Below are 24,991 nucleotides of genomic sequence, written 5' to 3' on the forward strand. Positions count from 1 at the left end.
CTTCTTTTATTTCATTATTTTAAAAACCTTAACCATGTTTTTGATATGGTTAACAATTTAGAAATGAAAAGTATTTCCTCATACACATCTGTGGGACCATTTGCATTGCCATCTGGCCCTCATGAGGAAATATAATAATGAATAGAAATGATAGTGTTCCATTGCCCACAAACACTCGGGAGTGGCTGTTAAACCGCAACAGCCTGATTGTTCTCGCCAATGTCGCCTTATTCGCGACCCTCTACTTTACACTGCCCTTCGAACCTCAGGTCGTGCTTGGCCTGAGCATGCTAACGTTTGTCGCCATTCTCTGGCTGACTGAAGCGTTGCACGTTACCGTTACCGCTATTCTGGTGCCCGTTATGGCGGTTTTATTTGGTGTGTTTGATACTCAAACGGCCTTAAATAATTTTGCCAATTCCATCATCTTCTTGTTCCTTGGTGGCTTTGCATTAGCTGCGGCGATGCATCGTCAGGGGCTAGATAAAGTCATTGCTGATAAAGTGTTGATCATTGCGAAAGGCAAGATGAGCGTTGCCGTCTTTATGCTGTTTGGTGTGACGGCTGCGTTGTCCATGTGGATCAGTAATACGGCGACCACAGCGATGATGTTGCCGCTAGTGCTCGGTGTCTTGAGTAAAGTCAATTCTGAAAGTGGCCACAAAACTTATGTGTTTGTCCTGCTCGGAATCGCTTACAGCGCCAGTATCGGCGGTATCGCGACCATCGTTGGCAGCCCACCGAATGCTATTGCAGCGGCCGAAGTGGGGCTGAGTTTTACAGATTGGATGCGCTTTGGCCTGCCGACTGCCATCATCTTGCTGCCTATCGCTGTCGCAGTCTTGTTCCTGGTACTGAAGCCAGACCTGAACGGCCAGTTTGAACTTAACGATGCTCCAGTCAACTGGGATAAAGGTAAAATTGTCACCTTAGGTATTTTTGCTGTAACGGTTTGCCTGTGGATTTTCAGTAAGCCAATCAATGCGTTGATTGGTGGGTACGCTAAGTTCGACACGGTTGTTGCTTTGGGTGCGATTGTCGCGGTTAACTTTGCTCGAGTAGTGCATTGGAAAGATATCGAGAAGACGGCAGACTGGGGAGTACTGTTGTTGTTTGGTGGCGGTATCTGTCTTAGCAACGTACTCAAGGCAACCGGCACTAGCGTATTCTTAGCCAACGGTTTGAGTGAATTGATTTCACACCTAGGCATCTTCTTTATTGTTGCGGTGATTGCTGTATTTGTGGTCTTTCTGACAGAGTTTGCTAGCAACACCGCCAGTGCGGCGCTGCTTATCCCCGTATTCGCCAGCGTGGCAGAAGCGTTCGGATTGTCGCCTGTGGTGCTTTCGGTATTGATCGCCGTGGCGGCCTCTTGTGCCTTTATGCTGCCCGTTGCTACTCCGCCCAATGCTATTGTATTTGGCTCGGGTCACGTTAAGCAAAGCGAAATGATGCGTGTTGGCCTGATCCTCAATATCGCGTGTATTGTCGTACTGACCTTTATCGCCATGACATTCTGGGCGTAATAGAAAAGGGAGCCGAGGCTCCCTTTTTTATCTCTGACTAAGATTTCTTCAACCTAACCTCCACCCTCAGCCCACGCTGGTGGTTGAGAGTCTCGTTACTGAACTTAACGTCGCCAGACATTTTTGCTATGGCGCTGGTGACGAAACTTAGCCCTAATCCATTGCCCTCTGTTGAGCGGCTCGCTTCCTGCCTGAAGAACTTCTGCCCGAGCTTAGTTAAGCTCTGCGCCAATCTGTCCACGAAAGTTGTTCTCTACAAAGGTCAGAACGTCCAGCAGGTTGTATTTGGCGGAGCGGGTGTCGACCACCTGACTCGCACCGCTTTGGCCATCGAGTTTGACAAGCTTCGGCGGGTTGCTTTCCTCGACCTGAGCCACGTATTGGTCTTTACCGTTTTCATCGACTGCCAAAGCGATGTACTCATATTTGGCTGGGTGTTCACGTTTGATTTGTTGCAGTGCTTCGACCGCGCTGACCGCAGGACCGTGTTGAATCTCGTTCGCCATCGCTGGCGTGATCATGGTGAGTGAAAGACAAATGAAAGCAATGGATGATTTGAACATAATGTAATCCTTGTTAGGTAGTGGATGTTGTGTAGACCGAAACAAGATTACGTTGCAGACCTTAACCCCTTCTAACCTGAACATTACAAATAATTCATCTAACTGATGATTTGTTGCAGGCTAGACAGTGAAAGAATAATTGCTCAACTTTTGACTTCGCTCAAAGTCTGTTATGGCGAAAAAGAGACGTGCTACTCATACTTAAGGGGTATAAATACGGAGTGCAAGTGATGAAAAACGAACTCGACCCGACCAAGATACTTCACGCGTATGAGACGGTGATGTCGAACGGGACGCCGACTGAATATGGCAAGATGTATGAAGGGATAGAAGCCTTCTCGGACTACGATGGGTACAGTGTGTATTTACGTGGTAACGGCGTTGAGCTTAAGATCGGTTTCCACAATACCTATCATTTGGATTACGATCAGGAGCATCTGCGTGACTCCTTCCTCAAGAAAGTCGCCACACTCGCAAAGTAATGTAGCAATGATACGGAAGGCCACGAAATTGAAGTGATCCATCAAGTGGGACAACTCGGTTAAGTGGCTCGTAAGGCCTGACTTCGATTCAATCGCAGTCAGGCTTTTTCGTTTTGCCATGAAGCGATTCGTTATTTTGGTGTGTGTCCCGAATCTATCGGTGTGTGTCCTGAATCTATCGTGGCACTCCCGATCTTTGTTTAATCAAGATGCAGAACCAAAATGCGTATAATTTATGTTTTACCCAAGATGTCGATCAATGTATTTGTCGTTTGCAGTCTTTGTGTGCACAACCGATTGAGCTGGTGGCGCATGGGAAGGCGAAACTGAGCCCAGATGCGCTGCTTGAGGTACTGTCTGAACCGCAGATCCAGAAGAACCGTTGGTTTCCATTGAGCGATAGTCAGCGAGACGGCATCGTGAAAACGCTTAAGTCAGAGCAAAGCCTTATCTCGCGTTGATTGGGTATCAACAAGGAGGTGTAGCATCATAGACTTGTGGTGTGTGTCCTGCTGAATTTGCTGAATTTTGCTGAATTTAACTGCTGAATTTAGAGGAGAATTTGAACTTGAAAACAGTTTGCATTGCACTAAGTATGTTGCTTGTTTCTTCGTTTGCATCTGCAGCCAGCGTCCCTAGTTTTGAGGGGCATTATGAGCGATATCACAATGACCAATTGGATACTGACACAGCCTTTATTGATTTAACTAAGGTGGATTCGAACACATATGAACTATCAGGGACATCAGTTTGGGTCGGTGATTCTTCCTCCGGTCTTGTAAATTTTGGAGAAATCGACGGTGTCGCAACGTTAAAAGGCAATCAAATAGACTATGACGCTGACGGCTGTACTCTCCGCATTTTATTAGATCAAGAGACACTAGTAGTGAGCCAAGACAATGGTTGTGGCGGGTTAAATGTCTCCTTTAATGGGACCTATCTGAGGATCTCAGAGAGTCAGTAGCTGTATAAAAAAACGTTCGTACTTGTGTGCGCTTGCCTAGGATAGGTTGCTTGCTTTTATAGGGTTCTGTTTTTGGTGAGTGGAACCACACCGATAAGAGAAGCTGGCTTTTTGCTGGCGATATAACTGAACTCAGGAACGCTGCTAACCAGTTTTTTGGTGTGTGTCCCTAATCTACTTACTCTAATCTACTAATCTAGATTCTATAAGGTTTTAGAACAGAGCTAGATGCTGGTCACTACTTAACGTGGCGTTAATCGCTATAATGTTTTGATTTTATGAGGAATATTATGATGTTAGGAAGTTGCCAATGTAAGGCGGTTCAGTTTAGAGTAACAGGTGATTTTAAGCGCATTGTAAATTGTCACTGTACATTGTGTCGAAAAATGAATGGTGCAGCATTCTCAACTTATGTTGCTGTATTGACGACTGATTTTGACCTGATTAGTGGCAATTTGGTCTCTTGTGATGTGACAGAGAATGCGCGTAAACATTTCTGTGGGCAATGTGGTACTCCAATTTTCAATTCAAACCCAAGATACGCCGGTTTAAACATTCTGCATTTAGGTAGTCTCGATACGGAGTCTCCGCAGGAACTTAAACCAGAGGTCAATATTTATGATGAGTCAAAAGTGAGCTGGTTAGACGATCTCTCTGATTTACCCGCGTTCAAAAAAGCAATGAGCTGAAGTATATCAGCCCAAAAACTCACTAAGGAAAACAGATGTATAAGGGAAGTTGTTTGTGCGGTTCAATCCAATTTGAACTTGATGGTAATGTAACGGACATTATTCACTGTCATTGCTCGTTGTGTCGCAAAGCAAGTGGAAGTGCTTACGCGACGAATGGTTTCATTAATGCACAGGATCTGAAGTTAACAGACAGTGGTGAGACGCTTACCTTTTATGAGAGTAGCGAAGGGAAGCGCAAGTACTTTTGTAAAGCGTGTGGCGCCCCTATCTATAGTTCAAACGCCAAATCTCCTGAGTTGTATCGTCTCCGTTTAGGGGCACTAGACAGTGAAATAGCAGAACGCCCTATCTCTAACAATTTTGTGACATCAAAAGCGAACTGGGAAGACCTAAGTGCGGAGTTACCCCATTACGAGAGGCATGAGCCCGGGCGAAAGTAGAGATGTAAAAACTCGCCAAAAATTTAAGTCGTCTCTTAACACTTGGCAGTTTTGGTTTATATCAGTCTGAGTGCTTACGATTTAAATAAGGCGGTATACGCCTAGAAAGGCGATATGTTAATCAAGGAAAGTTAAATATGAAGCTATTTAAGCTACTTGTTCCTTTACTGATGTTTCCATTTTCACCCTACGCTCAGTCATTTGAAGAAAGGCCAGTAGAGAATTTTTTAACCCTAAGTGAATTTTCATCTGTTGGTGAATTTGAACAATATATTGATACCTATGTACAAGATTGTTTAGATCATAGTTATGGTGGCTCCCTTTCGGTGAGATGTTTTATTCGTTACGAAGTTTGGGATCGGGAACTGAACAACTATTATCGACGCCTTTATAGAAGCTTAAGCGTAGATGGCAAAGAGCGTTTGAAAAATAGCCAGTTATCATGGTTAAAAACGAGGGATACGGCGATTGAGTTTAATAGCTTTTTACTGGATCAAAGATATAAAAACAAATCTGGTACTATGTACATCGCAATGAGAGCAGGGGATGCAGATCAAGCTATAAGTCCAATGATTAAACACAGAGCATTACTGCTTAAGTCTTGGTTAGCGGTCCAAGGTGAACATTAACACAACAAGCCATTCCAGTTGTTATTCAATACTTAGCGTATTTGGATTAGTTTAAATTTCGGTTTTTGGCCGCTGTATGGTCATTCAGCAAGAGTGCTTCCGTAACCTCATTGGTTGTCTAGCTCCCTGCACAAACGAATATACTATCAAAATAGTTAACTTATTGAGGAATTATAATGAATAAGAATGAAATCAAATCTCGATATGAAATATCAACGCCGAGTTATGGTGATGGGTATAATGTGTCGTTGAAATTAGGCGGTGAGACCTTGTTGGTTGGGCTTGTCCCTAACAAAGAAGACGCGGCGACGAGGATTGATCAGATTAGACAATTTGGTAGTGCTGAACTGAATTTCTATGTATTGGAAATGGAAGATGAAGAGAGTTTTTATTTTAAGTTGAGCATGAGTGACAAGTTATATCGAGGGGATATTTTGGTTTCTAGTGATATGTTCTAGGAGAAAATTGATGATTAGGGAAATCAAAAAAGCAGACTTTGAGCAATTTTGGCCAACATTCTCAGCGGTGATTCAGGCTCAAGAGACCTACGCTTTTCTATTGGAGCATGAAAGGCGGCCAATAATTGGTGTTCTATATTGGCCGCCAGTTAAGATGCCTCGATCGCTAGTCTTCTTCAGCTAGGCTGACATCTTCAGAATAGTCTTCAGTGGCGTCTGGCTTACTGCGACCATTGAGGGTGTGGAAACGCTTACGACCACGCGCTAACTGTACGTACTTGAGCCAGACTCGCTCCAGTTTGGATTTGGCTTTACCAGGGTTTTCTATCACCTTAATAAAGTGCTTTTCCTCGGCGTTTTCTGGTTCCAGGGTTCCCATTTCCAAACCCTGCATCGTATCCCCATAAAGCGTTAGGATTTCCTCTTCTGCAAGCGTAAAATCTCCAGACTTAGCAAATCCTCGTGGGAACTTTGTGTTGTCATAAAAACGTTTTTTGCCGTGACGAAATAGAGTGTCAGACATTGTGGTAGCCTCTATAAACCTACTTGGTTGAACTAAAACGAAAAGTAGGCGTAAATTTAACAAAAGAAAAACAAAACCTTTTTATCGTCTCAATTAAACACTTTTATGAAGGTTAGGTAACAGTTTGTTGAATGGAAAACAAAGTGAAACCGATGAATGCTAACCTTTCATGCTCTGAACTGAGGTATTTCGATGGACGTCAAAGTCTTTAAAACATTTTTAGAACTGGCCAATGTGCGTCACTTCGGACGTGCAGCCGAGAACCTATACATTACTCAGGCAGCGGTGAGTGCACGGATCAAGCAACTGGAAAGCTATTTTGATACTCAGTTGTTTATTCGTGACAGGAACAACATCAAGCTGACGTCCTCTGGTGAACGTTTGGTGAGCTATGCCGAAGTGATGGTCGCAACCTTGCAACAAGCAAAGTTGGAGCTGTCGTTGGAAAGTGGCAAGGGGTTGCAACTAACGATGGGGGAACCCCAAATGTCTGGGATGCTTACTTGCAAAACTGCCTGAGTATTGTCACGGATTCGTTTGGTGGTTACGGCTTTATGGCTGAAGTGATGGGGCGAGAGGCTCTGAATCGCTGCTTGCAAGAGAGAACACTGGATATGGCGTTTGCGTTTGACCAGATTAAAGCGGATGAATTGCACTGTAAAAAGGTCGCCGATATCGTTTTGGTTCTGGTCTCAACACAAGAGCATACGTTAGAGAGTGTATTTGAAGATAAGTATGTTTACGTCGATTGGGGAACCAAGTTTGCATCTGAACATGCTGAGCGACATCCTAAAATTCCAGCCCCTTATTTGAGAACGTCAACCGCGCGGATTGCAATGGATTTCATTCTTGAAAAGGGAGGAAGTGCTTACTTACCTATCTCATTAGTTGAGCCCTTTATTGCTAGTGGTCAACTGTTTAAAGTAGCGGGTGTTGAGGATTGGTACCGACCTATCTACCTAAGTTACCGTAAAGCGAGCTCTTCGGTCGAAGCGATTGGGCAGGTAGAGAAATTGGTGAAAGACATTGACCCGATCACGGCGTACTCATTACAACAAATGGCGGATTTGCCGATCGATGAATAGACAAAGCCCTCAGTTGAGGGCTTTATGATTAATGAGTTACACCAACTCAGTCAATTGCTTCAGTGCGTCTTCACGTGCTATGGCTGCGGTATCTTCGCCCATGTTAAGTGCTTCAGCGTAGACAAACTCAACATCGGTAATGCCAATGAACCCCAGCATTGTGGTCAGGTAGCTTTCGATCGAGTTGCGTGGAGAATCTTTGTGTAGACCTCCGCGAGTGGTCACAACAATCACTCTCTTGTTCTCGATTAAACCCACAGGGCCAGTCTCGGTGTAAGAGAAGGTCACGCCAGCACGAGCAATCAGATCGAACCAGTTTTTAAGCTGAGTCGGTACCATGAAATTGTACATAGGTGCACCGATGACAAGGGTATCTGCGGCTTTGAGTTCGTCAATCAACTGGTTAGAGAGCTCCAGTATTGCTTTAAGCTCATCTGACAGATCATTACCGTCGCTGCGCAGTGCGGTTGCAACATTCATATCAAGTACCGGTAAAGGCGTTGCGGCCAGATCGCGTTGAATAAGGTTTGATTTGCCTTCAAGAGCCTGATCGATCAATTGGTTTGATTGAGAGTGAGGGCCCAGAATGCTGGATTTAACAACAAGTGTATTGGTCATAATCATGTTTCTCGTCTAGTCAGGCTGGATTCAATCGAGCCCTAGTGTCTGTTGCTATTGAGTTTAGGTTCAAGCACGGCGAGAAAAAATCCACTCTCTTCGAGCGAGACATTCGAAATTTTTGAATGACTGTGTTGCATCGACAAAGCGGATTACTTTGAGGTTTCGTTTAACCAATGTACTCATCACGAGCGGCTTGATCTCGTGGCTAAAGATGATCGCAGAGCGGCTGTGTTTGACTGACACATGCTTCAATCACAGCCTTGAAAACCGTTACTGCTTGCAGAATGCGTTTTATGGGACCGTTAGCTCGCAAACAACCCATTTAGTGTTGGGAAGTTTTTCAGGTTAGGGAAGATCTCGGACAGGGCACTTTCCGATACGCCCAACCAACTTCCGAGTGTGGCAGCGTACTGGTCAACCGACGTCGTTGGGATCAACCGACCGTGTCCCGCATCTTGGCCGTGGCCAAATGTTGGAGGAGGAACCGTACCTAAAATTTGTCTGCCCTGAACGGCGCCACCGACAACAAAATGATGGCCACCCCAGCCATGATCAGTGCCATCATCGTTGACGGCAAGTGTCCGACCAAAATCAGATGCCGTAAACAGCGTGACTTGTTTTTCCAATCCGAGTTCCTGTAAAGCAGCATAGAAAGCAGTGATCGCCTGACTCAATTGTTGTTGCAGTTGGGGTAGGGTTGTTGCTTGATTAGAGTGAGTATCAAATCCACCAAGTCCAACCGAGAACAGTTGCCGAGATACCCCCAATTGATGTCTGGCCGCCATAGTGTTGGCGACACTTTGTAGCTGAGTGCCCAGCTCGGTATCGGTAAAATGAGTACTGAGCTGGATATCTCGCGTGGCGCGGTTGTAGCTTTGGTTGGCATCGAAAGACTGGGTCATTTTGCCGGCCAGATCTTGTTGGATCGGGTTGGCCGAAGTGTAATTGGCAGAGCGAAAATGTTGGATCAAATGCGCTCGCAATTCATCGTCCGTTTCTTCTATCAGCTCGGGTTGTGTTGCTTGACCACCCTCAACCCGATACGGGTAACTTTTGCTGCCAGTGAGCAGTAACTCTCCGGCATCGGTAGAGATGTTATTGAACGGCGTGTTGGGTGTTGAACCTAATTGAATCAGGGCATCACTCATACGTCCTCCCCAGCCAGAGCGGGCACCTTCTGGTGAACCGGACATCCAAGTTGATTGCTGATCATTGTGGGAAAATAGCCTTGCCGGTTGAAGATCAGGAACCTTGGCGAAACGGGTGGCATCAGTCGGCTCGATCAAAGGGCCTACGTTGGCCATGATCGCTGCATTACCTTGCTCATACAAGGCGTGAAGTTCAGACAACTCAGGTGGTAGAGCAAACTGCTGACTGCCTTGGACATTGCTAAGTGGCAGGAGATCGTTTCTCGAACGTCTTGTTGTCGGGCTCATCAAAGCACGACGAATGCTCGCCCAATGGTTATAGTTTTGCTTGTCATATGGGATGACCACATCGTGGTTATCCATGCCGCCGTAGAGGAAAACGCACACTAGGGCTTTGTAGTCGCCTGTTGTATCGGCTTTTGCTACAGAGCTGCTCAGAGATGTTAGCAGGCTGGCGAAGGAAGTCATACAAGGTGTCACTGCGGCTGTAGCCAGACTGCCTTTTAGAAATTTTCTCCGATTCATCATCTATTCTTCCCTATCGTTGAAACAAGTAGTCTGGTGAGGTCATGACCATCAAGATGGCAAGTTGTACGCGCATCAAACGATCTTCTTCCTCTTCCAAGTAGTTAATGGCCGTTGCGATCGAACGTTTGGTCTCGTCCGACAAGCGGTGGCCTGTCAGAAGTAGATCAAGGTGTGAGATCAAGAGGCTAGGCTGGCTAGCAAGCTGATATTCATGAGTGTAATAGGCACGAAAGCTTTGCTTAATTTGCGCCCGACTGACTTGTTTACCTTCCTCTGCCAGTGATGCTTGCTCATCATCAATATCTTCTTCCATTAAGTTATTGAAAATAAAGTGAGTGAGGAAATTAGTGTAACCAGACAAGCTGGATGCATTGATAAGCTGCATTTCCGGCGCAGTGAGACCCATTTCCGCACTCTTACTGCCCGGAGGCACGTACCCTGGGCGGAAAAAATTGAACACAGAAGGTGATCGATACGGATGCTGTGAGAGGGCCTCAACGCCTTCCGTTGACCAGAGGTCGAGTTTAAATTGTGGGGTGACTTGTCTAATCTCAAACGCTCGTGCCCACTGGGTAAACGCCAACAATGGCTCTCTAATTTTTCCGTGATGCAGTGAGACTGGTCGCTGAGCTTCGGTATCAAAAAGCACAGCTGCCAAGGTCGCTTTCAGATCGCCTCGTTGTCGACTACCAACGATTTGTCCATCCGGTAACATGTACCAGCCGGCGTCAAAGGTATCCGCCACACGTTTGACATAGTGGGTTGAAGGATTACTGGTGGTAAAACGTTTAATGAGCTGAGTACTGAAAAAGGGGGCGACATTGGGGTGATGAAAGATATGATCTAGAGCTTGTTGTACCGATTGTTCAGCTGACGTGTTGGCTGCTATGGTATAGCCAAGAAAGCGTTTCTCCTCGCTAGAGTGATATTGACGACGAATGGTCATCGCTTTTGGAGCCGCGTCCATCCATGCTTCAAAGCGCTCTTCTTCGTCAAAGTGAGAAGGGACATTGAGATCAAAGCCGGTAAACACCTTGGCTAAACCCGTAATATCCTGATTACTGTAGGCTTCTATCGCTTTCCCCTGATGGTTGAGCTTTTCGCTACCATCTTGATTGAGAAGCGTGACGCCAATCGTGAACAATTGCAGTAGCTCTCGGGCATAGTTTTCATCTGGCATTCGACCTGTTGCCGCATCTGCTTTCTTGCTGCCCATATAAGTTAAGTAGTAACCCATGGTTGCAGAATAGGTGATGTCACTCAGCAACTGGCGATAATTGCCAAAGGCATGTTTGATCAATAAATCTTCATAGCTTGCAATGGCTGTCGGAGTTTCTGCCAGTACTTCCCCACCTTTTGTTGAAACGACAAAAATTTCGGACAGTGCAAAGGCCATTCTCTGGCGAAGCTGATCATCCGCCGTGATCGCGTTGGTCCAGAAGCCGAAGGTGGGTGATTCCAAAACGAAAGCATTGAGTTCTTCACCATGATCAGCATGAGCAATCGCCAGTTGAACGTGAGGCATCAAATAGCTAGGCTGAGTATTGAGTTGATTGATGAACCACTGCGATTGGCTTTCCTTGCATAACGCGTTGATATCTTGGCGCTTTGCACCAAACGTTACTTGATTTAAAAAACGCACTGATTGAGAAATTTGATCGGTTTGACATTGCCAATAGGCTTGATTTTGATGCGCAGACGATGTGATTGAGCTTGAAGCCTGTTCACCTTGCGCGCTATGGCTGGTTGCGGTGAATAAAGCGCTAATCATTATTAACGTCGAGAGTGGGTAAAGCTTCGACACGAGCGAATACTCCTTTCCATGAGGCAGGAAAGGAGTATAAGTATCTGGCTTATGACTTTGGTTTACATATCTCAGGCTCTAACCATACAAATTTGTATGGTTGGTTGAAAACTGGATGTTAAACACTGTCCCTGGCGTGTCAGGCAATAGAGTGATGGAGGCACCATGAAGATGAGCGATACTTTGCACCAAACTTAGCCCCAACCCATTGCTGGCTTCGCTGCGACTGAGATCAGCGGTATAAAAGCGTTCAAAGATCCGCTGTCTGTGTTGATCAGCGATGCCCGGGCCGTTGTCACCTAACTGGAGGACCACGCCCGATTCTGAAGGTTGAAGGTGTATCCAGACTTGCCCGTTGTCTTTGCTGTACTTTAGGTTGTTTTCAAACAAATTGATGATCATCTGGTTGAGTAATTCTGCATCACCCGAAACGCGGATTGCGGGCACAATGGCACTGGTGAGTTGTAGATGATGATCCTCAAAAACTGGTTGATAACTGTCGACGAGATTTTCAATCAACTCAGAAAGGTTGATATCGGTAAAATGAGATTTGCGCTTGCCCGATTCAATCTCGCTCAGGCGGAGTAAGCTGTTAAAGGTTTTTAACATAGCCGCAACTTGCGATTGGGCTTTTTCTATGTGTTGTTCAGCCCCGTCACTGTCCATCTGCATCAGCTGTAATTGATTCGCGAGTCGAGTCAGTGGCGTTTTTAAATCATGTGCGATACCGACCGTAACGTCTTCGATATTGGTGTTGAGGTGCTCTATCCTCTCCAGCATTTGATTAATGTTTTCAGACAAACGATCGAATTCATCAGTACTTGTGGAGACAGGCAACCGCTCAGTGTGATGGGTGCTGCTAATGGTCTCCAGATTGTCTGAGAGATCATCAAGGCGTTGGTAGACTTTTCGACTGAGTAGATAAGCGATCAATACGGATAATGGCAACGCCGTCACACAGACCCAAATCAACCCATTAGACATGGTTTCGAGAATCGATCGGTAATCTAAGCTGGTGCTGGTTCCGACCACCAGAACAAAATCACTGTTGAGCTTGTGTTGCAGTGTTCTGATCTCATACACCGCGTCAATGAGCTCGCCTTCTTCATCAAAGTGAGAAACGTCGAAAGTGTACCAGTGCCATCCAAAGGGCGACTCGCTCAGTGGTGTTAAGCCATAATCTTCACCGTGTGCTCTAAGATAAACCACGTACTGACTTCGTTGCATTCTCTCATGCCAAAACTCTGGGTCATTGAGATCGTCGAAATCCGCATCAAGCTCTTCAATCAGCCAGTCCAGGCCATTTTCTGTCGTTTCTTCTACCAACCATTGATAGGTATCGCTCTGCTCTTGCTTATCCAATTGGTTGGTATTGTATAAAAATGAGCCGCCGATAATACCCAATAGGATCAGCGCTGAAACAAAGAACAGTGCAGAAGAAGTGAGTGTGTATCTGAAAACAGAGGAACGCCAAATGTTGGCAACCGCAGGCTTAGAACGAGAGGACATAGCCAGCCCCGCGCACCGTTTTTATTAGTTCCGTATTGAAGGCTTTATCGACTTTGTGTCTTAGACGGCTAACATGGGTCTGGACCAAACTGGTATTGGGGTCAAACTGAAAGCCCCAAACTTGTTCCAGCAACATAGTTCGAGTGACCAACTCACCTTGATTGACCATCAGCAATTCCAGAATCTGGTACTCGCGTGGCAGAAGATCGAGTTCTTGACCTGAATGACTCACTTTGCGGCTGATTTTATCCAGCGTGAGAGGGCCAGCGGTTAGCTGAGTAGAGGTTGGGTTGACGGGCTGGCGGCGTGCTAATGCTTTGACGCGAGCATTTAACTCTTCGAAGGCAAATGGTTTGACCATGTAGTCATCTGCGCCCGCTTCAAGGCCTGCAACGCGATCACCAATACTGTCTTTGGCAGTAAGGATAAGAATCGGAGAATGCACCTGGCTTTGTCTGAGTACGCGTATGGCGTCAATGCCATCCATGCTAGGCAGCATGCGGTCAAAAATGATGACATCGAAAGACTCGCTCGCGGCGCGAACGAGTCCGGTTTTCGCATCAGGTTCGTGACAAAGAGAGTGGCCTTGTTCTGTTAAGCCTTTATGTATGAACTCAGCAATCTCTGGGTCATCTTCAACCAGCAGCAATTTCATGTGTTTTGTATTCCTTCAATGCACTGTTTACATAAATTGAATCAATGAATGAAGGTTGCGTCCACTTATTTGTGTGATTGAAGGAGCGTTCCTGAAGTGACATTACATATTACAAGTCCATCAGGCTTTCAATCGACTCCTCAATCGAGAGATGGTGATAAGAGCGTATAGTCTGACCATCCGTCGCATCAATCAATATAGTATTGATTGCTGACTGGCCATGCTGTTCAATGACGTTCAGGCTCTGTTCGACGTTGTCATACGTAAGGGTGAGATTATCTTTTAGCACTATCGTGCAAGTGTGCAGATTCATAGCCAACTTCCTTATTATTTGTATCGACTGCATTCTAACTCTAGAAGAGTTTAAACTGATAGCAAATTCGATTAACTTCCGAAAATGGCTAGTATTAAAAAGAGAGCCGATTAGACTCGCGGTAAGCGTTTGAAAGATGTCGGGAAGAAGAGTATGAGCGGATTATCATCCATATCATTGCAAGAGTGTCAAAGTGCTCGTCAGGCCAGAGATGCACGTTTCGATGGCCGTTTCTATGTGGCAGTAAAAACCACAGGTATTTTTTGTCGACCCATATGCCCCGCCAACTTACCCAAGGAAGAAAATGTCGAGTACTTCGTCGAAAAAGCGCAGGCGCTTCAAGCGGGTTATCGACCTTGTTTGCGCTGTCGCCCAGACAGTGCGCCAAGTTCTTGGGCATGGAAAGGGGTGGAAACGACGTTTCTTCGTGCTTTGAAAATGATTGAGCAAGGCGAGTTACAAACGTCTAGCTTGGTTGAGTTGGCCGAACGTCTTGGCATTAGCGATCGCTATTTGAGACAGCTATTTCAAGACCATCTTGGGATGGCACCAAAACAATACGCGCTTTACCATCAATTGATGTTTGCGAAACAACTGCTTCATTCCAGCTCCATGTCGGTGACGGATATTGCGTTCGCGAGTGGGTTCAACAGCGTCCGTCGTTTCAATGATGCATTTAAGCAGGTTCTTAAGCTGACCCCAACTCAAGTCAGAAAAGATCAGGCCATGTCTGTGGTAGAAAGTAGCTACATCGACCTCGCGTTTAAAGGACCTTTAGATTGGCAACACATGCTGGATTTTTACCGCCTGCGAGCGATAAACGGATTAGAGCATGTTAGCGACGAACGTTATCAGAGACAGTTTGAGATTGAAGGGGCGAACGGTTGGTTTTCGATTCGCTATCTTAAGACCGGAATTATGCGCGTTGAGTTTGAGTTGTCGGATACCCGTCGCCTCAAAGCCTTAGTGAATCAATTGCGCAGAGTGTTTGACCTTGATACAGATATCTTGACCATTGAACAGACATTGAATGCGATCAATCCAAGCCTAATATTGCGCAGCGGAATTCGTATTCCCGGAGTCTGGAACACTTGGGAAGGCGGTGTTCGTGCCATTTTGGGCCAACAAGTGTCGATCAAGGCCGCCATAGGGCAACTCAATTTACTCGTTAAAACCTTACAACCCAGAGGGGTGACACATTTTCCCACCCCACAGGAAGTGGCCCTGGCCGATTTATCTTTTTTACGTATGCCGCAAAGCCGCAAAGAGACATTGGCCCGTTTTGCGCAGTTTATGGTAGAAAACCCCGAAGCGAGTCTAGAACAATGGCTTGATGTCAAAGGCATTGGTCCGTGGACGGTCAATTACGCACGGTTGAGAGGAGCCTCTGATCCCAATTGCTTCCTAGATGGTGATTTGGTCGTCAAAAAAGCCCTGCATCAATTCCCTGAACTGGATGCTGAACGCGTATCTCCATGGGGGAGCTATGCCACATTCCATTGCTGGAGCCACGCATGAACAAGAGTTACACCTATTTAAAAACGCCGCTTGGGCAGATGACGATTCAGGCCAATGAGCAAGGTTTGTTAGGGGCTTGGTTTGAGACTCAGACCACACAACCTGAAAAGTTAGGCAAAAACGATAAAGAACATCCTATACTTATCAAAACAATCAAACAGTTAGACGAGTATTTTGCTGGCCGTCGACAGGCATTTGATCTCCCACTAGCAGCGCAAGGGACTGTGTTTCAGCAGCAGGTGTGGAAAGCATTAACAACCATACCTTTTGGCGAGACTTGGAGTTACCAGCAGTTGGCCGATGCGATTGGCAACCCAAAAGCCGTGAGGGCGGTAGGGTTGGCAAACGGTAAGAACCCGATATCTGTGATTGTCCCATGCCATAGGGTGATTGGAAAAAGCGGTAAGCTCACTGGCTATGCGGGCGGGCTGGAACGGAAAGCAGCATTGTTAAAAATAGAGCATTGGGAACCTGAGTAATGCGGTTAGAAAAAGGACTATTTTCCTTGCTAGTAATGCTTTTGCTGCAAGGGTGTTTTGAAGAAAAACTTGATCGAATGATCAACAAGCAAACCTATGAGTTTGAAGGGGTATATGAAAATCTGTATACCCAGGATTTATTGATGTTCAAAGATGCAATGGTCACGATCAGCCGGGTGGGTGCGCCTGATGTCATCAAATCTTTTGAGGTCGACGATAATTTCCTGACCATAACCATGCGCAATAACTCCAAAGAAAAACGTGAAGACATCGTTATGCGCATTCATGGTAATAATGAAGCATTGACGTGCAGTGTTTGTGCAAGATACCAGCTTGCTAGTGTGTGGCAGAGACGATTGGATTAACGATAACGGGTGAATCGGCTATTGAAAAGGACAGCCTTCGGGCTGTCCTCTTTGCATTGAATAATGCTCAGGAAATTTAGAATAACGCTGAATTGAGCATTAAATGGAGGGCAATACTCACGGCGTAGCCTATGGCTATGACGGGGGCCCATTTGAGATGGCCAAAGAAGGTATACTTGCCATGCGCGGCTCCCATCAGTGCAACCCCGGCCGCAGAGCCAATGGAGAGCAAACTACCACCAACACCTGCGGTCAGCGTGACCAATAGCCAGTTACCCATCGACATCGTTGGCTCCATGGTCAGGACGGCAAACATCACCGGGATGTTATCGACAATAGCAGACAAGATCCCCACCATCACATTGGCCCAGATTGGATCCCACTGGGTGTACATTACCTCAGAAACCAATCCTAAGTAGCCGAGTAAGCTCAAGCCGCCGACGCACATCACTACCCCATAGAAGAAGAGTAACGTGTCCCACTCGGCATGAGAGACTCGTCTAAACACATCGAACGGGACAACCGAGCCGAGCCGTTTCAGCGCCGTGTCATCACGATTGGCAATCGCAAGGGCCGCTTTCTTATGCAGTGATGCTTTAAGAGTCTTACGCAAGAAAAACCCGAAAAATTGGAGATAAGCCAGCCCCATCATCATGCCAATGACGGGTGGGAAATGCAGCACAGCATGGAACGCAACTGCAGTCGCAATCGTCAGTATAAACAACCCGACAATCCGGCGGGCACCACGTTTTAACTCTACATGCTGGTGGACGACATTCGGTGTCGTACTTGGCACAAACATCGACATGATGATGGCAGGGACAACGTAGTTGGCAATGGAAGGCAAGAACAAAGGCATAAACTCAGAGAAGGAGACATAACCTGCCTGCCACACCATCAATGTTGTGATATCACCAAATGGACTGAAGGCCCCGCCAGCGTTGGCCGCGACCACAATATTAATACACGCCAGATTGATAAATTTAGGGTTGTCTCCCGCGACTTTCATCACAACCGCACACATCAACAAAGCCGTAGTCAGGTTGTCGGCAATCGGAGAAATAAAGAACGCCAGAATACCGGTTAACCAAAACAACGACTTGTAATTAAACCCTTTTCCGACCATCCACGCTTGCAACGCATCGAACAACCGCCGCTCTTCCATCGCGCTGATATAGGTCATGGCCACCAGTAAGAACAGCAATAACTCTGCGTATTCGAGTAGGTTGTGTTCCAGTGCTGATTTGGCGACTTCGATATGACCATGTTGCGAGTAGACGTAACCAATCATGGCCCAGATAAGGCCCGCCGCTAGTAGGACAGGTTTGGACTTTCGAAGCGAGAGGTATTCTTCCAGCATCACCAGCGCATAGGCACAAGTGAAAATCAGGATGGCCACATAGCCGATGGTAGATTGAGTTAAAGGTAACGTTTCTTGAGGGCTGTTGGCGGCAAAAGTCGTAAAGGGAAGTAATACAAGGGCGACAAAAGCGAGCCACTGCAATTTCATACTTTCACTCCTTGAAAGAAGATGGTTGTTATGGTGGAGCCATTCTAAAGAGGTTTTGACGATGGGTATGTGAGATAGGTTTGATCTGATTGAATTGTCGTCAGTTTTTAACCGTCAATGCCAGTGACATCAAGCCGGTTATTCGACATTTTAGACATTGATATGCACCAGCGCTGCTTACCGTCTTTTCAGCCTCCGTGGTTTCCAGACAAAAAACGTCAATGATTATGACGGCTTGTCATTGCGATGTGGTGAGTAAAAATATCATTGGTTTTTATGTAACCATAAATACTGATAAGCCTTGTTTTTGGTTGGTTGATTTACCCTATTTACCTATTGTGAATTTATCCTAAATTATGTGATCTCTATTCATGGTTGATCAAAATTTGATCAATTTAATTCGGTTGTTTTTTAAATGCTTTAATTTGATTTGCTGCCACTTATAGGTAATTGACCTATCTATGTGTTCCTTTTTTTGGTGATTTTATCGGTTAAAGCCAGTTGTTATGACAGTTTTTGTCCAGAGGGGCTGATGGTAGGTTGAAAGCAGTGGTTAACTTTCCTTCTATCTGGATATTAGGAGCACAACATGGCAGTGACGATTAATGCAAATGGGTTAAGTATTGTTCACAAAGGATCGGGTGGTGAAGCCAACGCGACACTCCCCGATGTGTGCTTAACGACAGTGGGCTCTGCTGTCGTTCCCGTTCCTTATGGCAATAATGCTAAATCAGAAGACTTAGTCGATGGCACCACCACGGTCAGCGCGGATGGTGGAAACAGCATAGCGATACAAGGCAGTAAGTTTGCCAAAAGTACCGGCGATGCGGGCGGTGATAAAAAAGGCATCGCCTCCGGTACTATCGAGGCGCAAGCGGAGTTCATCACCGCTTCACCGACGGTCTTGATTGAAGGCAAAGGGGTGGCTCGCCTCAGCGATCAGATGACCATGAACAACGCCAACACCATGTGCCTTGGCGGTGTACAAAACCCAAGTGTGACCGTCGACCCCGATCTCGATATCCCAAATAGTGTTGCCATCAAAGCTCGCTACCCCAATGGACAGCTATTGAAGAATGCGCCATATACGCTCACCAATCAGAGTGGTCAGCCAATGGCAGACGGCGTATTGAGTGGCAAAGGCGAGTCATACATCAGAGACTTGAAGTCCGACAACGTGAAAATCACCGTCGAAGAAAGCCAAGATCCTTTTGTCATTAAGCCAATTCGACGCCCTAACCCACACCATAACCCAGACATTTCACAAGAGGATTTCTTTACACAAGCGATTGGCCGTCATCAGGGATTCTGGCAAGCCGCGCGAGTCGAAACCAACATGATGCCATGGGGCTGCCTAGGTCATGAGCTGAGCAGTGACCGCTACTTTCACGACATGCTTAAGGTTGAGGCGCGGCTGCACTTTAGCCATCTCCACCCAGAAAGCCCCTTTGCCTTAGACCATTTCTGTGATGCGGTGGTAGGCAACCTCAACCAGCCACTGCCCCATACCACAGAAACCTTATTGGCTTACTGCATGCCACAGGTACTCGAAGAGGGCGAAATACTCTCGGTATTATTACGCCTTGCCCCGTATGAAACCACCGATAGAATGTTGGCGTACATGCGTGCCCGTGGTCAGGGCAACCCGCAGCGTTACCTGCGAGAGTATGACTGGTCGGCGGCAAAGAAAGCGGTCAGTGACAACCTCGAGTCGCTGCTGAGCAAACTTCAGTCTCGACTGGAATTTCTCCATGACCAAGCCACTAAGCTGCGATACGCCTACCTATCGGATGAAGTGTTTGATAAGCACATCTCCACCATGAAAGCCTACATCAAAGGCTTACCCGACTTGATGGCAGGCGTGTTCAGCAAAATGGAGCTCAGAGCCTCCAATCTGCTGAGTCATCTCGACAATGTCGAAGTTATCAAGGCCAGTAAGAGTGTCTTTTCCACTGAGGGGGAAACGGCGGAAGTCGTTGTTAATACCACACAATCGATCGATGTGGTCGAACCCTTTATGAACGAAGTGCCGGGCAAGATAGCCAATGTGCTACCCATTTACCCCGTGCGCTATGGTTATGCCAACTTCTTTGACACCATTATGCCCGCTCAAGCGCCGCCTACCTTGCCAGACATGGCTGGTGCGTCTGGCCTCAATGAAACCGGCGGCTATCTTTTGCGCCTGCTGCGTGAAGGCTGGATTTACATCAAAGAGGAAGGGGGCCAAGCCGATAACCAGCAAATTCATATCTTCCGTTACGCGCAAACGGAAACCGCCACCGGCGTGCTGGAAAAGTTTGAGAAATACTACTTCACCAACCAAGAAAACGCCCAAGATGGTTTAACGCTCGATACCTCCTCTGGCGCGACCTTTTACCCGTTTGCGTTTGTTACCCATGGCACGCAAAAAATCTCGATCGTTTACTCAGAGCACGAATGGGCCGCTGAAATCATCGATAAGATGAACAGCGACCAAGAGTGGCGCACCCAAGCCATGCAGCAAGTCGACATGACCGCCAGCGATGACTTTAGCGACACCGCCAGCCAAGAGACGTTAAGCGCTTTGGTCGAAGATTACCGCAGCCCAGATACCAAATGGTTGGCAGATAAGAACAAAGACAAACCCAGTCAATACGGTTTGGATGTGTTTACCACAGCCAACAATTATCACCTTGCTGCTGATGAGCTGGCTGAAACCATGCAAAAAAGCCACAGCGAGAAAAAAAGACGGCACTTTAGTGGTGTTATTTGACCCGGTTGGGCGTCAGGTTGAGTTGTCTTTCGTGTTATCGCTATTGGCCACGGTTGAAATGACCGCAGATAGCGCGGATACCTATCCGAAAGTCATTGGTAACATCATACGCGAGTTAATGAAGCCAGATAAAGATCCTCAGATCCGCCAAGCCGTGCAAGAGAATATCAATATTGAGGCGATGACAAACTTCTTTGATGAACGAGAGACGCTGTTTTCCGATTTTAAGACAAGAAGAACTGAGATACTCAAGTTGTATTCAACGTTCGCCTTTGAGGATTTAGCGGACGGGTCATTAGGTTCCCTAGATGCCTACTTCGATATGTTTTTCTCGGAGCAGTCAATCGAGCCACTGAAAGAGATTCAGAAGCTCAACCATATTATGACAAGTATTATGGATGGCCTTGAGGGTACCAAGGAAGGCCATGATACAGCCATCAGTATGATTAACTTGGCTTACGAACAAGGCACAAACAATATCTATCTCACTTATGAAGACAAGCTCAAACTTATCCTTCTTCAATGTCAAGATACTGTGGATTGGGCAGAGCTGTCTACGTCGCTGGCGAATAACACCTCTAACCTCCTTCAGTTCCTTTGGAATTGGATTTCCGCCTTGGCGAAGTATGGTGCTGATATCGTGGTTACGACGGCGTTAAATTTAAGGCCGGTTGCCTATGCTGGCTTGCTCAATTTTATCCCCTTCTTCTTTGAAAAAGGGTTTGGTATTGTTGAAGAAGGTGGCAAGGTTAGAATTACTTTGCAGGAGCTGGCAGATATGCTCTCTGAACATATCAATTCAGGTGGCAAGAGTCATTTTAAGATGGCAAGAACTCAATCCGTGATGCCAACAGCCACCCGATTAATTAAATGGGCCAATGTCGAGAGAACAACCACGCTCCCTGAGTTTGAACTGGACGCAGAAAATAGAGCCATCCCAGAGTTAGATTTACCGAAATTCGGCCACCGTTTTGCCAATTTTGAAGCCGCAACGACAGCCAGTTTATTGGGTAAAACGGCTGATGGAGCGTTATCTTCCCTTTCGCTTAAAGCCAATATCGAAATGCTAGTGCAATTGCTTCTAAAGAGTGAATTTGAACAAGCGGATCCAACAAAAAACCACGATTGGCTGTCCGCGAGTCAGGATTATGCGCTGGCGGTGGCCGGGTTATCGGCTGTAGTGGTTGATTCTACTGGGGGGCGCAGAGCTCAGTTGTTGCTGGCCAAAAAGCCCTTAATTCTCAAAAGTTCTACCAAGCCGTGTCTATTGGGTTACCAGGGCTGCTAGGCGCAATAGCAAGAGGAGGCGCCCGCTCGGTTACTGGCGTCATTAGTCGCCGATTAGATAAGCTTGAAGTACTAACGAAATCGACACGCATGTCCGGTTTGGTTAGTGCTTCCAATTTAGCGCTGGTTGCCACATCGGCGATGGATGCCATGGATGCTAATAAGGCAGGGAATACAGGCCTTATGTATGCCAATGTGAATTCAATGATTGCCTACTCTATGTTTGCGGCGGCTCCCACCCTGAAAGTAGTCCAAAGTTTATTGCCTGCTAATTCCAATCACGGTGCTATTGTATCGATAAGAAGCATGTCTTCATCGACGATTCGCTCTGGGTATTTTGCGTTGATCGGTTTCACGCTGTTGATTGTGGCGGAATCCATGAAACTGAAATACGGCAAAACCGAGCTGGAGAATCTGCTCAATCGATGTTTTTGGGGTAATAGTAAATATTACTCTTTCTGGTATTTTGAGAAAGAAGGGGATCTCGATTTACAGAAAAGACTAGATATTGCGGCTAAGAGGCTCCAAGAAGCAGAGTTTAACTTGGCATTTGAAATAGAACAGCAAGAGTTTATGAACTTACTATTGCGCCCTGAGCTAAAAGTGTGGGTCGAGGAAGAGCTGTCCAGCACCAGAAAAGTTTATGGTTACCGCATCGCGCTGCCAAGTTATATGAAAGGGAAATCCAATCTGATTGGCATGGTATGCAGAAAGAAAGTTGTTGATATTATGCAGCCGATCAATCAAATGCGGAACGGAACGCTAATAAAGGATGAAGCGGCCACAAAGGCATTTCAGCGGGCTCTCAGCGCGGCTGCCAACAGTCAGGATTTTTTCCAGTCTGAAATGGTCAATGGAACCCTGTACTTGAATTTTACCGTGGAGATGGAAGCTCAGCCAGAGGAAGAACTTCACCTGCATTGGTATTACCAACAAAGCCCAGATATTATTGTCCCAAAACGCATGTTAACGTCCAAAGGCGTTCTGACACAAACGTATTACGGGATGATTGACGACAAGCCAAGCAACATATAGCAGGGGATAGAATGCAAAGAAAAAAGAAACATGGCGTTTTGCTAGGGTATCAATATCCACAACAGTTAGTGAACTGGCGAGAAAAGATTACCCAACGTATTCCCATTGAACCCCAGCAAGACCCCCTTGAACCCTTTATGGAGGTTACGGAAGACGCGTTGGCCGTGCGCGATTCTCTGCATAATTTGCGCTTGCCCTATTTATTGCCGTTGGTGCTTGGCCTGTGGTTTATAGTTTTTCTTTGTGTAGGTGAGTTGGGTTTCAACTCAGCATCTATTAATACCGGTAAGAAGAGGCTTGCTGAATACCAAATCATGGAGGAGAGGGGGATTACTTTGATGACTTTGACAAAGAAGAATACGCGTTCTACGGGGTTATGTTCGATAGTGATGGTAATTACTCGCTTTGGGGGTACATTCAAGCTGTTTTTGCCCACGGACGAGAAAACGAGAAGGACACTCTCATAACAGACCTCGCTCTTTCTGGAGTCTCACTCAGTTTGGCCATATTGTTCAGTTTTGTTCTGTTTAAAATGCCAAGGCCGGCTGATATCTATTTCGACCGAAAACGAGGGATTGTTTACACTTGGTCGTCTGGTCGTATTGGCGCTTGTCGGTTTGAGAACTTGGGCTTTTTAGAACACCGAACAGGGCTGCACTTGTACCTATATTGGGAAAAGGGAGGCGGTCAAGTTGGCTATTGCACAGAGGCGACCGTTATCCAACCTACGGGTAAGATCACGTTAAATAGAGAAAAAGATAACGACTATTTCCTTGCACAAATATTCAATTATATGGACAAAGGCCGAAGTGCAATCATCACAGAGTCGGAATTTTTTAGAGAACGCCCCATGACCTATTTTCGTTTGGACAAACGCCCAGAGCGGTTCGAAGAGCGATTAGAAAAAATCCTCGAGTTGGAGGAAGAACTTCCCCTGATGTACGGCAGAATACAAGTGCCCAATTGATAGGCGGACAGGTTGCTATAGGTTGAATGAGAGTCACATGAAACGTCGATGTATTGGACTATTTACCACCAAAGCCCAGCCTTTTTGCCATTAGGCCTAAAGGCTATCCAATATCGTCACGAAGGATAGATAGACGTGCAAAGGAAAAAGAACCATGGCATTTTGCTAGGGTATCAATATCCACAAAAGTTAGTGAACTGGCGAGAAAAGATTACCCAACGTATTCCCATTGAGCCCGAGCAAGACCCCCTTGAACCTTTTATGGAGGTCACGGAAGACGCGTTGGCCGTGCGCGATTCTCGGCATAATTTGCGCTTGCCCTATTTATTACCGTTGGTGCTTGGCCTGTGGTTTATAGTTTTTCTTTGTGTAGGAGAATTGGGGCCCAATTCAGCCTCTATAATAACAGCACAAAAGAGAGTTGTGGATTATACAAACAAGCAGGCAAGGGGGAGTATTTTAATGATTTTCATCAGAAAACATATGACTACTATAACGCTTGGTTCGATTCGGATGGTGACTTTTGTATCCTAAACTACGGCGCAGCAATATTTAAATATGGCTCAGAGCAAAAACGTAAAAAATTCATTACATACCTAGTTCTTTCTGCTGTCTCACTCAGTTTGGCCATATTGTTCAGTTTTGTTCTGTTTATAATGCCAAGACCGGCTGATATCTATTTCGACCGAAAGCGAGGGATTGTTTACACTTGGGCGTCTGGTCGTATTGGCGCTTGTCGGTTTGAGAACTTGGGCTTTTTAGAACACCGAACAGGGCTGTACTTGTACCTATATTGGGAAAAGGGAGGCGGTCAAGTTGGCTATTGCACAGAGGCGACCGTTATCCAACCTACGGGTAAGATCACGTTAAATAGAGAAAAAGATAACGACTATTTCCTAGCGCAAATATTCAATTATATGGACAAGGGCCGAAGTGCAATCATCACAGAGGCGGAATTTTTTAGAGAACGCCCCATGACCTATTTTCGTTTGGACAAACGCCCAGAGCGGTTCGAAGAGCGATTAGAGAAAATCCTCGAGTTGGAGGAAGAACTTCCCCTGATGTACGGCAGAATACAAGTGCCCAATTGATAGGCGGATAGGTTGCTATAGAGAGTCATATGAAACGCCGCTTTATT

The 24,991-nt window shown here is 46.2% G+C and carries 26 protein-coding genes and 3 pseudogenes; 19 read left to right on the top strand and 10 right to left on the bottom strand.

Annotation, left to right across the window (positions count from 1 at the left end; all coding sequences use genetic code 11):
- Positions 1–137 precede the first annotated feature (137 nt).
- The gene (locus KW548_20955) at positions 138–1,526 is read left to right on the top strand and encodes a DASS family sodium-coupled anion symporter (GenBank protein QXX08133.1); all 1,389 of its coding nucleotides are present in this window, start codon (positions 138–140) and stop codon (positions 1,524–1,526) included.
- A gap of 37 nt (positions 1,527–1,563) precedes the next feature.
- On the opposite strand, the pseudogene KW548_20960 reads toward KW548_20955, so the two are convergent.
- Both KW548_20960 and KW548_20965 read right to left on the bottom strand, forming a co-directional pair.
- A pseudogene (locus tag KW548_20960) lies at positions 1,564–1,755 on the bottom strand (sensor histidine kinase).
- A pseudogene (locus KW548_20965) lies at positions 1,754–2,089 on the bottom strand (hypothetical protein). Before KW548_20965 ends, KW548_20960 begins: the two co-directional pseudogenes overlap by 2 nt.
- Before the next feature lie 230 nt (positions 2,090–2,319).
- On the opposite strand from KW548_20965, the gene KW548_20970 reads away from it, so the two are divergent.
- The 7 genes from KW548_20970 to KW548_21000 all read left to right on the top strand — a co-directional run bounded on the left by KW548_20970 (position 2,320) and on the right by KW548_21000 (position 5,754).
- On the top strand, positions 2,320–2,571 hold the full coding sequence (locus KW548_20970) for a DUF3081 domain-containing protein (protein ID QXX08134.1): 252 nt from the start codon (positions 2,320–2,322) through the stop codon (positions 2,569–2,571).
- Between the two features lie 209 nt (positions 2,572–2,780).
- Positions 2,781–3,032: a hypothetical protein gene (locus KW548_20975; GenBank protein QXX08135.1), complete on the top strand. Its 252-nt coding sequence runs from the start codon at positions 2,781–2,783 to the stop codon at positions 3,030–3,032.
- Between the two features lie 107 nt (positions 3,033–3,139).
- Positions 3,140–3,535, top strand: coding sequence for a hypothetical protein (locus tag KW548_20980; protein QXX08136.1), 396 nt, complete (start codon positions 3,140–3,142; stop codon positions 3,533–3,535).
- Between the two features lie 290 nt (positions 3,536–3,825).
- Positions 3,826–4,224 (top strand): GFA family protein, encoded by a 399-nt coding sequence (locus KW548_20985; GenBank protein QXX08137.1) that lies wholly within the window; start codon positions 3,826–3,828, stop codon positions 4,222–4,224.
- Positions 4,225–4,259: 35 nt separating this feature from the next.
- A complete protein-coding gene (locus KW548_20990) occupies positions 4,260–4,667 on the top strand; it encodes a GFA family protein (GenBank protein QXX08138.1) in 408 nt (135 codons plus the stop codon).
- 137 nt (positions 4,668–4,804) lie between these two features.
- Positions 4,805–5,296 carry a DUF1311 domain-containing protein gene (locus tag KW548_20995; GenBank protein QXX08139.1) on the top strand — a complete coding sequence of 164 codons (492 nt, stop codon included), beginning with the start codon at positions 4,805–4,807 and terminating at the stop codon, positions 5,294–5,296.
- Positions 5,297–5,472: 176 nt separating this feature from the next.
- The gene (locus tag KW548_21000; GenBank protein QXX08140.1) at positions 5,473–5,754 is read left to right on the top strand and encodes a hypothetical protein; all 282 of its coding nucleotides are present in this window, start codon (positions 5,473–5,475) and stop codon (positions 5,752–5,754) included.
- 166 nt (positions 5,755–5,920) lie between these two features.
- Here KW548_21000 and KW548_21005 read toward each other — a convergent pair whose 3' ends face one another.
- Entirely contained in the window at positions 5,921–6,277 is a 357-nt protein-coding gene (locus KW548_21005) for a DUF413 domain-containing protein (protein ID QXX08141.1), read from the bottom strand.
- A 192-nt stretch (positions 6,278–6,469) separates the two neighbouring features.
- Between KW548_21005 and KW548_21010 the strand changes: the two are divergent.
- Positions 6,470–7,362 (top strand): annotated as a pseudogene (locus tag KW548_21010) (LysR family transcriptional regulator).
- 36 nt (positions 7,363–7,398) lie between these two features.
- On the opposite strand, the gene KW548_21015 reads toward KW548_21010, so the two are convergent.
- From KW548_21015 to KW548_21040, 6 genes are all read right to left on the bottom strand, one after another.
- A complete protein-coding gene (locus tag KW548_21015) occupies positions 7,399–7,980 on the bottom strand; it encodes an FMN-dependent NADH-azoreductase (GenBank protein ID QXX08142.1) in 582 nt (193 codons plus the stop codon).
- 305 nt (positions 7,981–8,285) lie between these two features.
- Positions 8,286–9,659: a DUF1501 domain-containing protein gene (locus tag KW548_21020; GenBank protein QXX08143.1), complete on the bottom strand. Its 1,374-nt coding sequence runs from the start codon at positions 9,657–9,659 to the stop codon at positions 8,286–8,288.
- A 10-nt stretch (positions 9,660–9,669) separates the two neighbouring features.
- The gene (locus KW548_21025) at positions 9,670–11,463 is read right to left on the bottom strand and encodes a DUF1800 domain-containing protein (protein QXX08144.1); all 1,794 of its coding nucleotides are present in this window, start codon (positions 11,461–11,463) and stop codon (positions 9,670–9,672) included.
- Between the two features lie 78 nt (positions 11,464–11,541).
- Positions 11,542–12,972: a HAMP domain-containing histidine kinase gene (locus tag KW548_21030; protein ID QXX08145.1), complete on the bottom strand. Its 1,431-nt coding sequence runs from the start codon at positions 12,970–12,972 to the stop codon at positions 11,542–11,544.
- A complete protein-coding gene (locus KW548_21035) occupies positions 12,956–13,627 on the bottom strand; it encodes a response regulator transcription factor (GenBank protein ID QXX08146.1) in 672 nt (223 codons plus the stop codon). The genes KW548_21030 and KW548_21035 overlap by 17 nt, the downstream gene beginning before the upstream one ends.
- Positions 13,628–13,736: 109 nt before the next feature.
- Positions 13,737–13,940, bottom strand: coding sequence for a hypothetical protein (locus KW548_21040; GenBank protein QXX08147.1), 204 nt, complete (start codon positions 13,938–13,940; stop codon positions 13,737–13,739).
- 153 nt (positions 13,941–14,093) lie between these two features.
- On the opposite strand from KW548_21040, the gene KW548_21045 reads away from it, so the two are divergent.
- From KW548_21045 to KW548_21055, 3 genes are read left to right on the top strand one after another with little or no spacing between them, the layout of a single operon-like run.
- Positions 14,094–15,458, top strand: coding sequence for a helix-turn-helix domain-containing protein (locus tag KW548_21045; protein ID QXX08148.1), 1,365 nt, complete (start codon positions 14,094–14,096; stop codon positions 15,456–15,458).
- Positions 15,455–15,937, top strand: a complete 483-nt coding sequence (locus KW548_21050) for a methylated-DNA--[protein]-cysteine S-methyltransferase (protein QXX08149.1) — start codon at positions 15,455–15,457, stop codon at positions 15,935–15,937. The genes KW548_21045 and KW548_21050 overlap by 4 nt, the downstream gene beginning before the upstream one ends.
- Positions 15,937–16,302, top strand: coding sequence for a hypothetical protein (locus KW548_21055; protein ID QXX08150.1), 366 nt, complete (start codon positions 15,937–15,939; stop codon positions 16,300–16,302). The genes KW548_21050 and KW548_21055 overlap by 1 nt, the downstream gene beginning before the upstream one ends.
- 76 nt (positions 16,303–16,378) lie before the next feature.
- On the opposite strand, the gene nhaD is transcribed toward KW548_21055, so the two are convergent.
- Positions 16,379–17,812 carry a sodium:proton antiporter NhaD gene (gene nhaD, locus KW548_21060; protein ID QXX08151.1) on the bottom strand — a complete coding sequence of 478 codons (1,434 nt, stop codon included), beginning with the start codon at positions 17,810–17,812 and terminating at the stop codon, positions 16,379–16,381.
- Between the two features lie 589 nt (positions 17,813–18,401).
- On the opposite strand from nhaD, the gene KW548_21065 reads away from it, so the two are divergent.
- The 7 genes from KW548_21065 to KW548_21095 all read left to right on the top strand — a co-directional run bounded on the left by KW548_21065 (position 18,402) and on the right by KW548_21095 (position 24,944).
- The gene (locus KW548_21065; GenBank protein ID QXX08152.1) at positions 18,402–20,564 is read left to right on the top strand and encodes a DUF4150 domain-containing protein; all 2,163 of its coding nucleotides are present in this window, start codon (positions 18,402–18,404) and stop codon (positions 20,562–20,564) included.
- Positions 20,551–21,852 (top strand): hypothetical protein, encoded by a 1,302-nt coding sequence (locus KW548_21070; GenBank protein QXX08153.1) that lies wholly within the window; start codon positions 20,551–20,553, stop codon positions 21,850–21,852. The genes KW548_21065 and KW548_21070 overlap by 14 nt, the downstream gene beginning before the upstream one ends.
- Complete coding sequence (locus tag KW548_21075; protein QXX08154.1) at positions 21,825–22,886, top strand: hypothetical protein; 1,062 nt, start codon at positions 21,825–21,827, stop codon at positions 22,884–22,886. The genes KW548_21070 and KW548_21075 overlap by 28 nt, the downstream gene beginning before the upstream one ends.
- 11 nt (positions 22,887–22,897) lie before the next feature.
- On the top strand, positions 22,898–23,353 hold the full coding sequence (locus tag KW548_21080; GenBank protein ID QXX08155.1) for a hypothetical protein: 456 nt from the start codon (positions 22,898–22,900) through the stop codon (positions 23,351–23,353).
- A 32-nt stretch (positions 23,354–23,385) separates the two neighbouring features.
- Positions 23,386–23,853: a hypothetical protein gene (locus tag KW548_21085; protein QXX08156.1), complete on the top strand. Its 468-nt coding sequence runs from the start codon at positions 23,386–23,388 to the stop codon at positions 23,851–23,853.
- A gap of 135 nt (positions 23,854–23,988) precedes the next feature.
- On the top strand, positions 23,989–24,387 hold the full coding sequence (locus KW548_21090) for a hypothetical protein (GenBank protein ID QXX08157.1): 399 nt from the start codon (positions 23,989–23,991) through the stop codon (positions 24,385–24,387).
- A gap of 122 nt (positions 24,388–24,509) precedes the next feature.
- A complete protein-coding gene (locus KW548_21095; GenBank protein ID QXX08158.1) occupies positions 24,510–24,944 on the top strand; it encodes a hypothetical protein in 435 nt (144 codons plus the stop codon).
- Positions 24,945–24,991: the final 47 nt, after the last annotated feature.

It is taken from the genome of Vibrio neptunius (assembly GCA_019339365.1).
In the GTDB taxonomy this organism is placed as follows: Bacteria; Pseudomonadota; Gammaproteobacteria; order Enterobacterales; family Vibrionaceae; genus Vibrio; species Vibrio neptunius.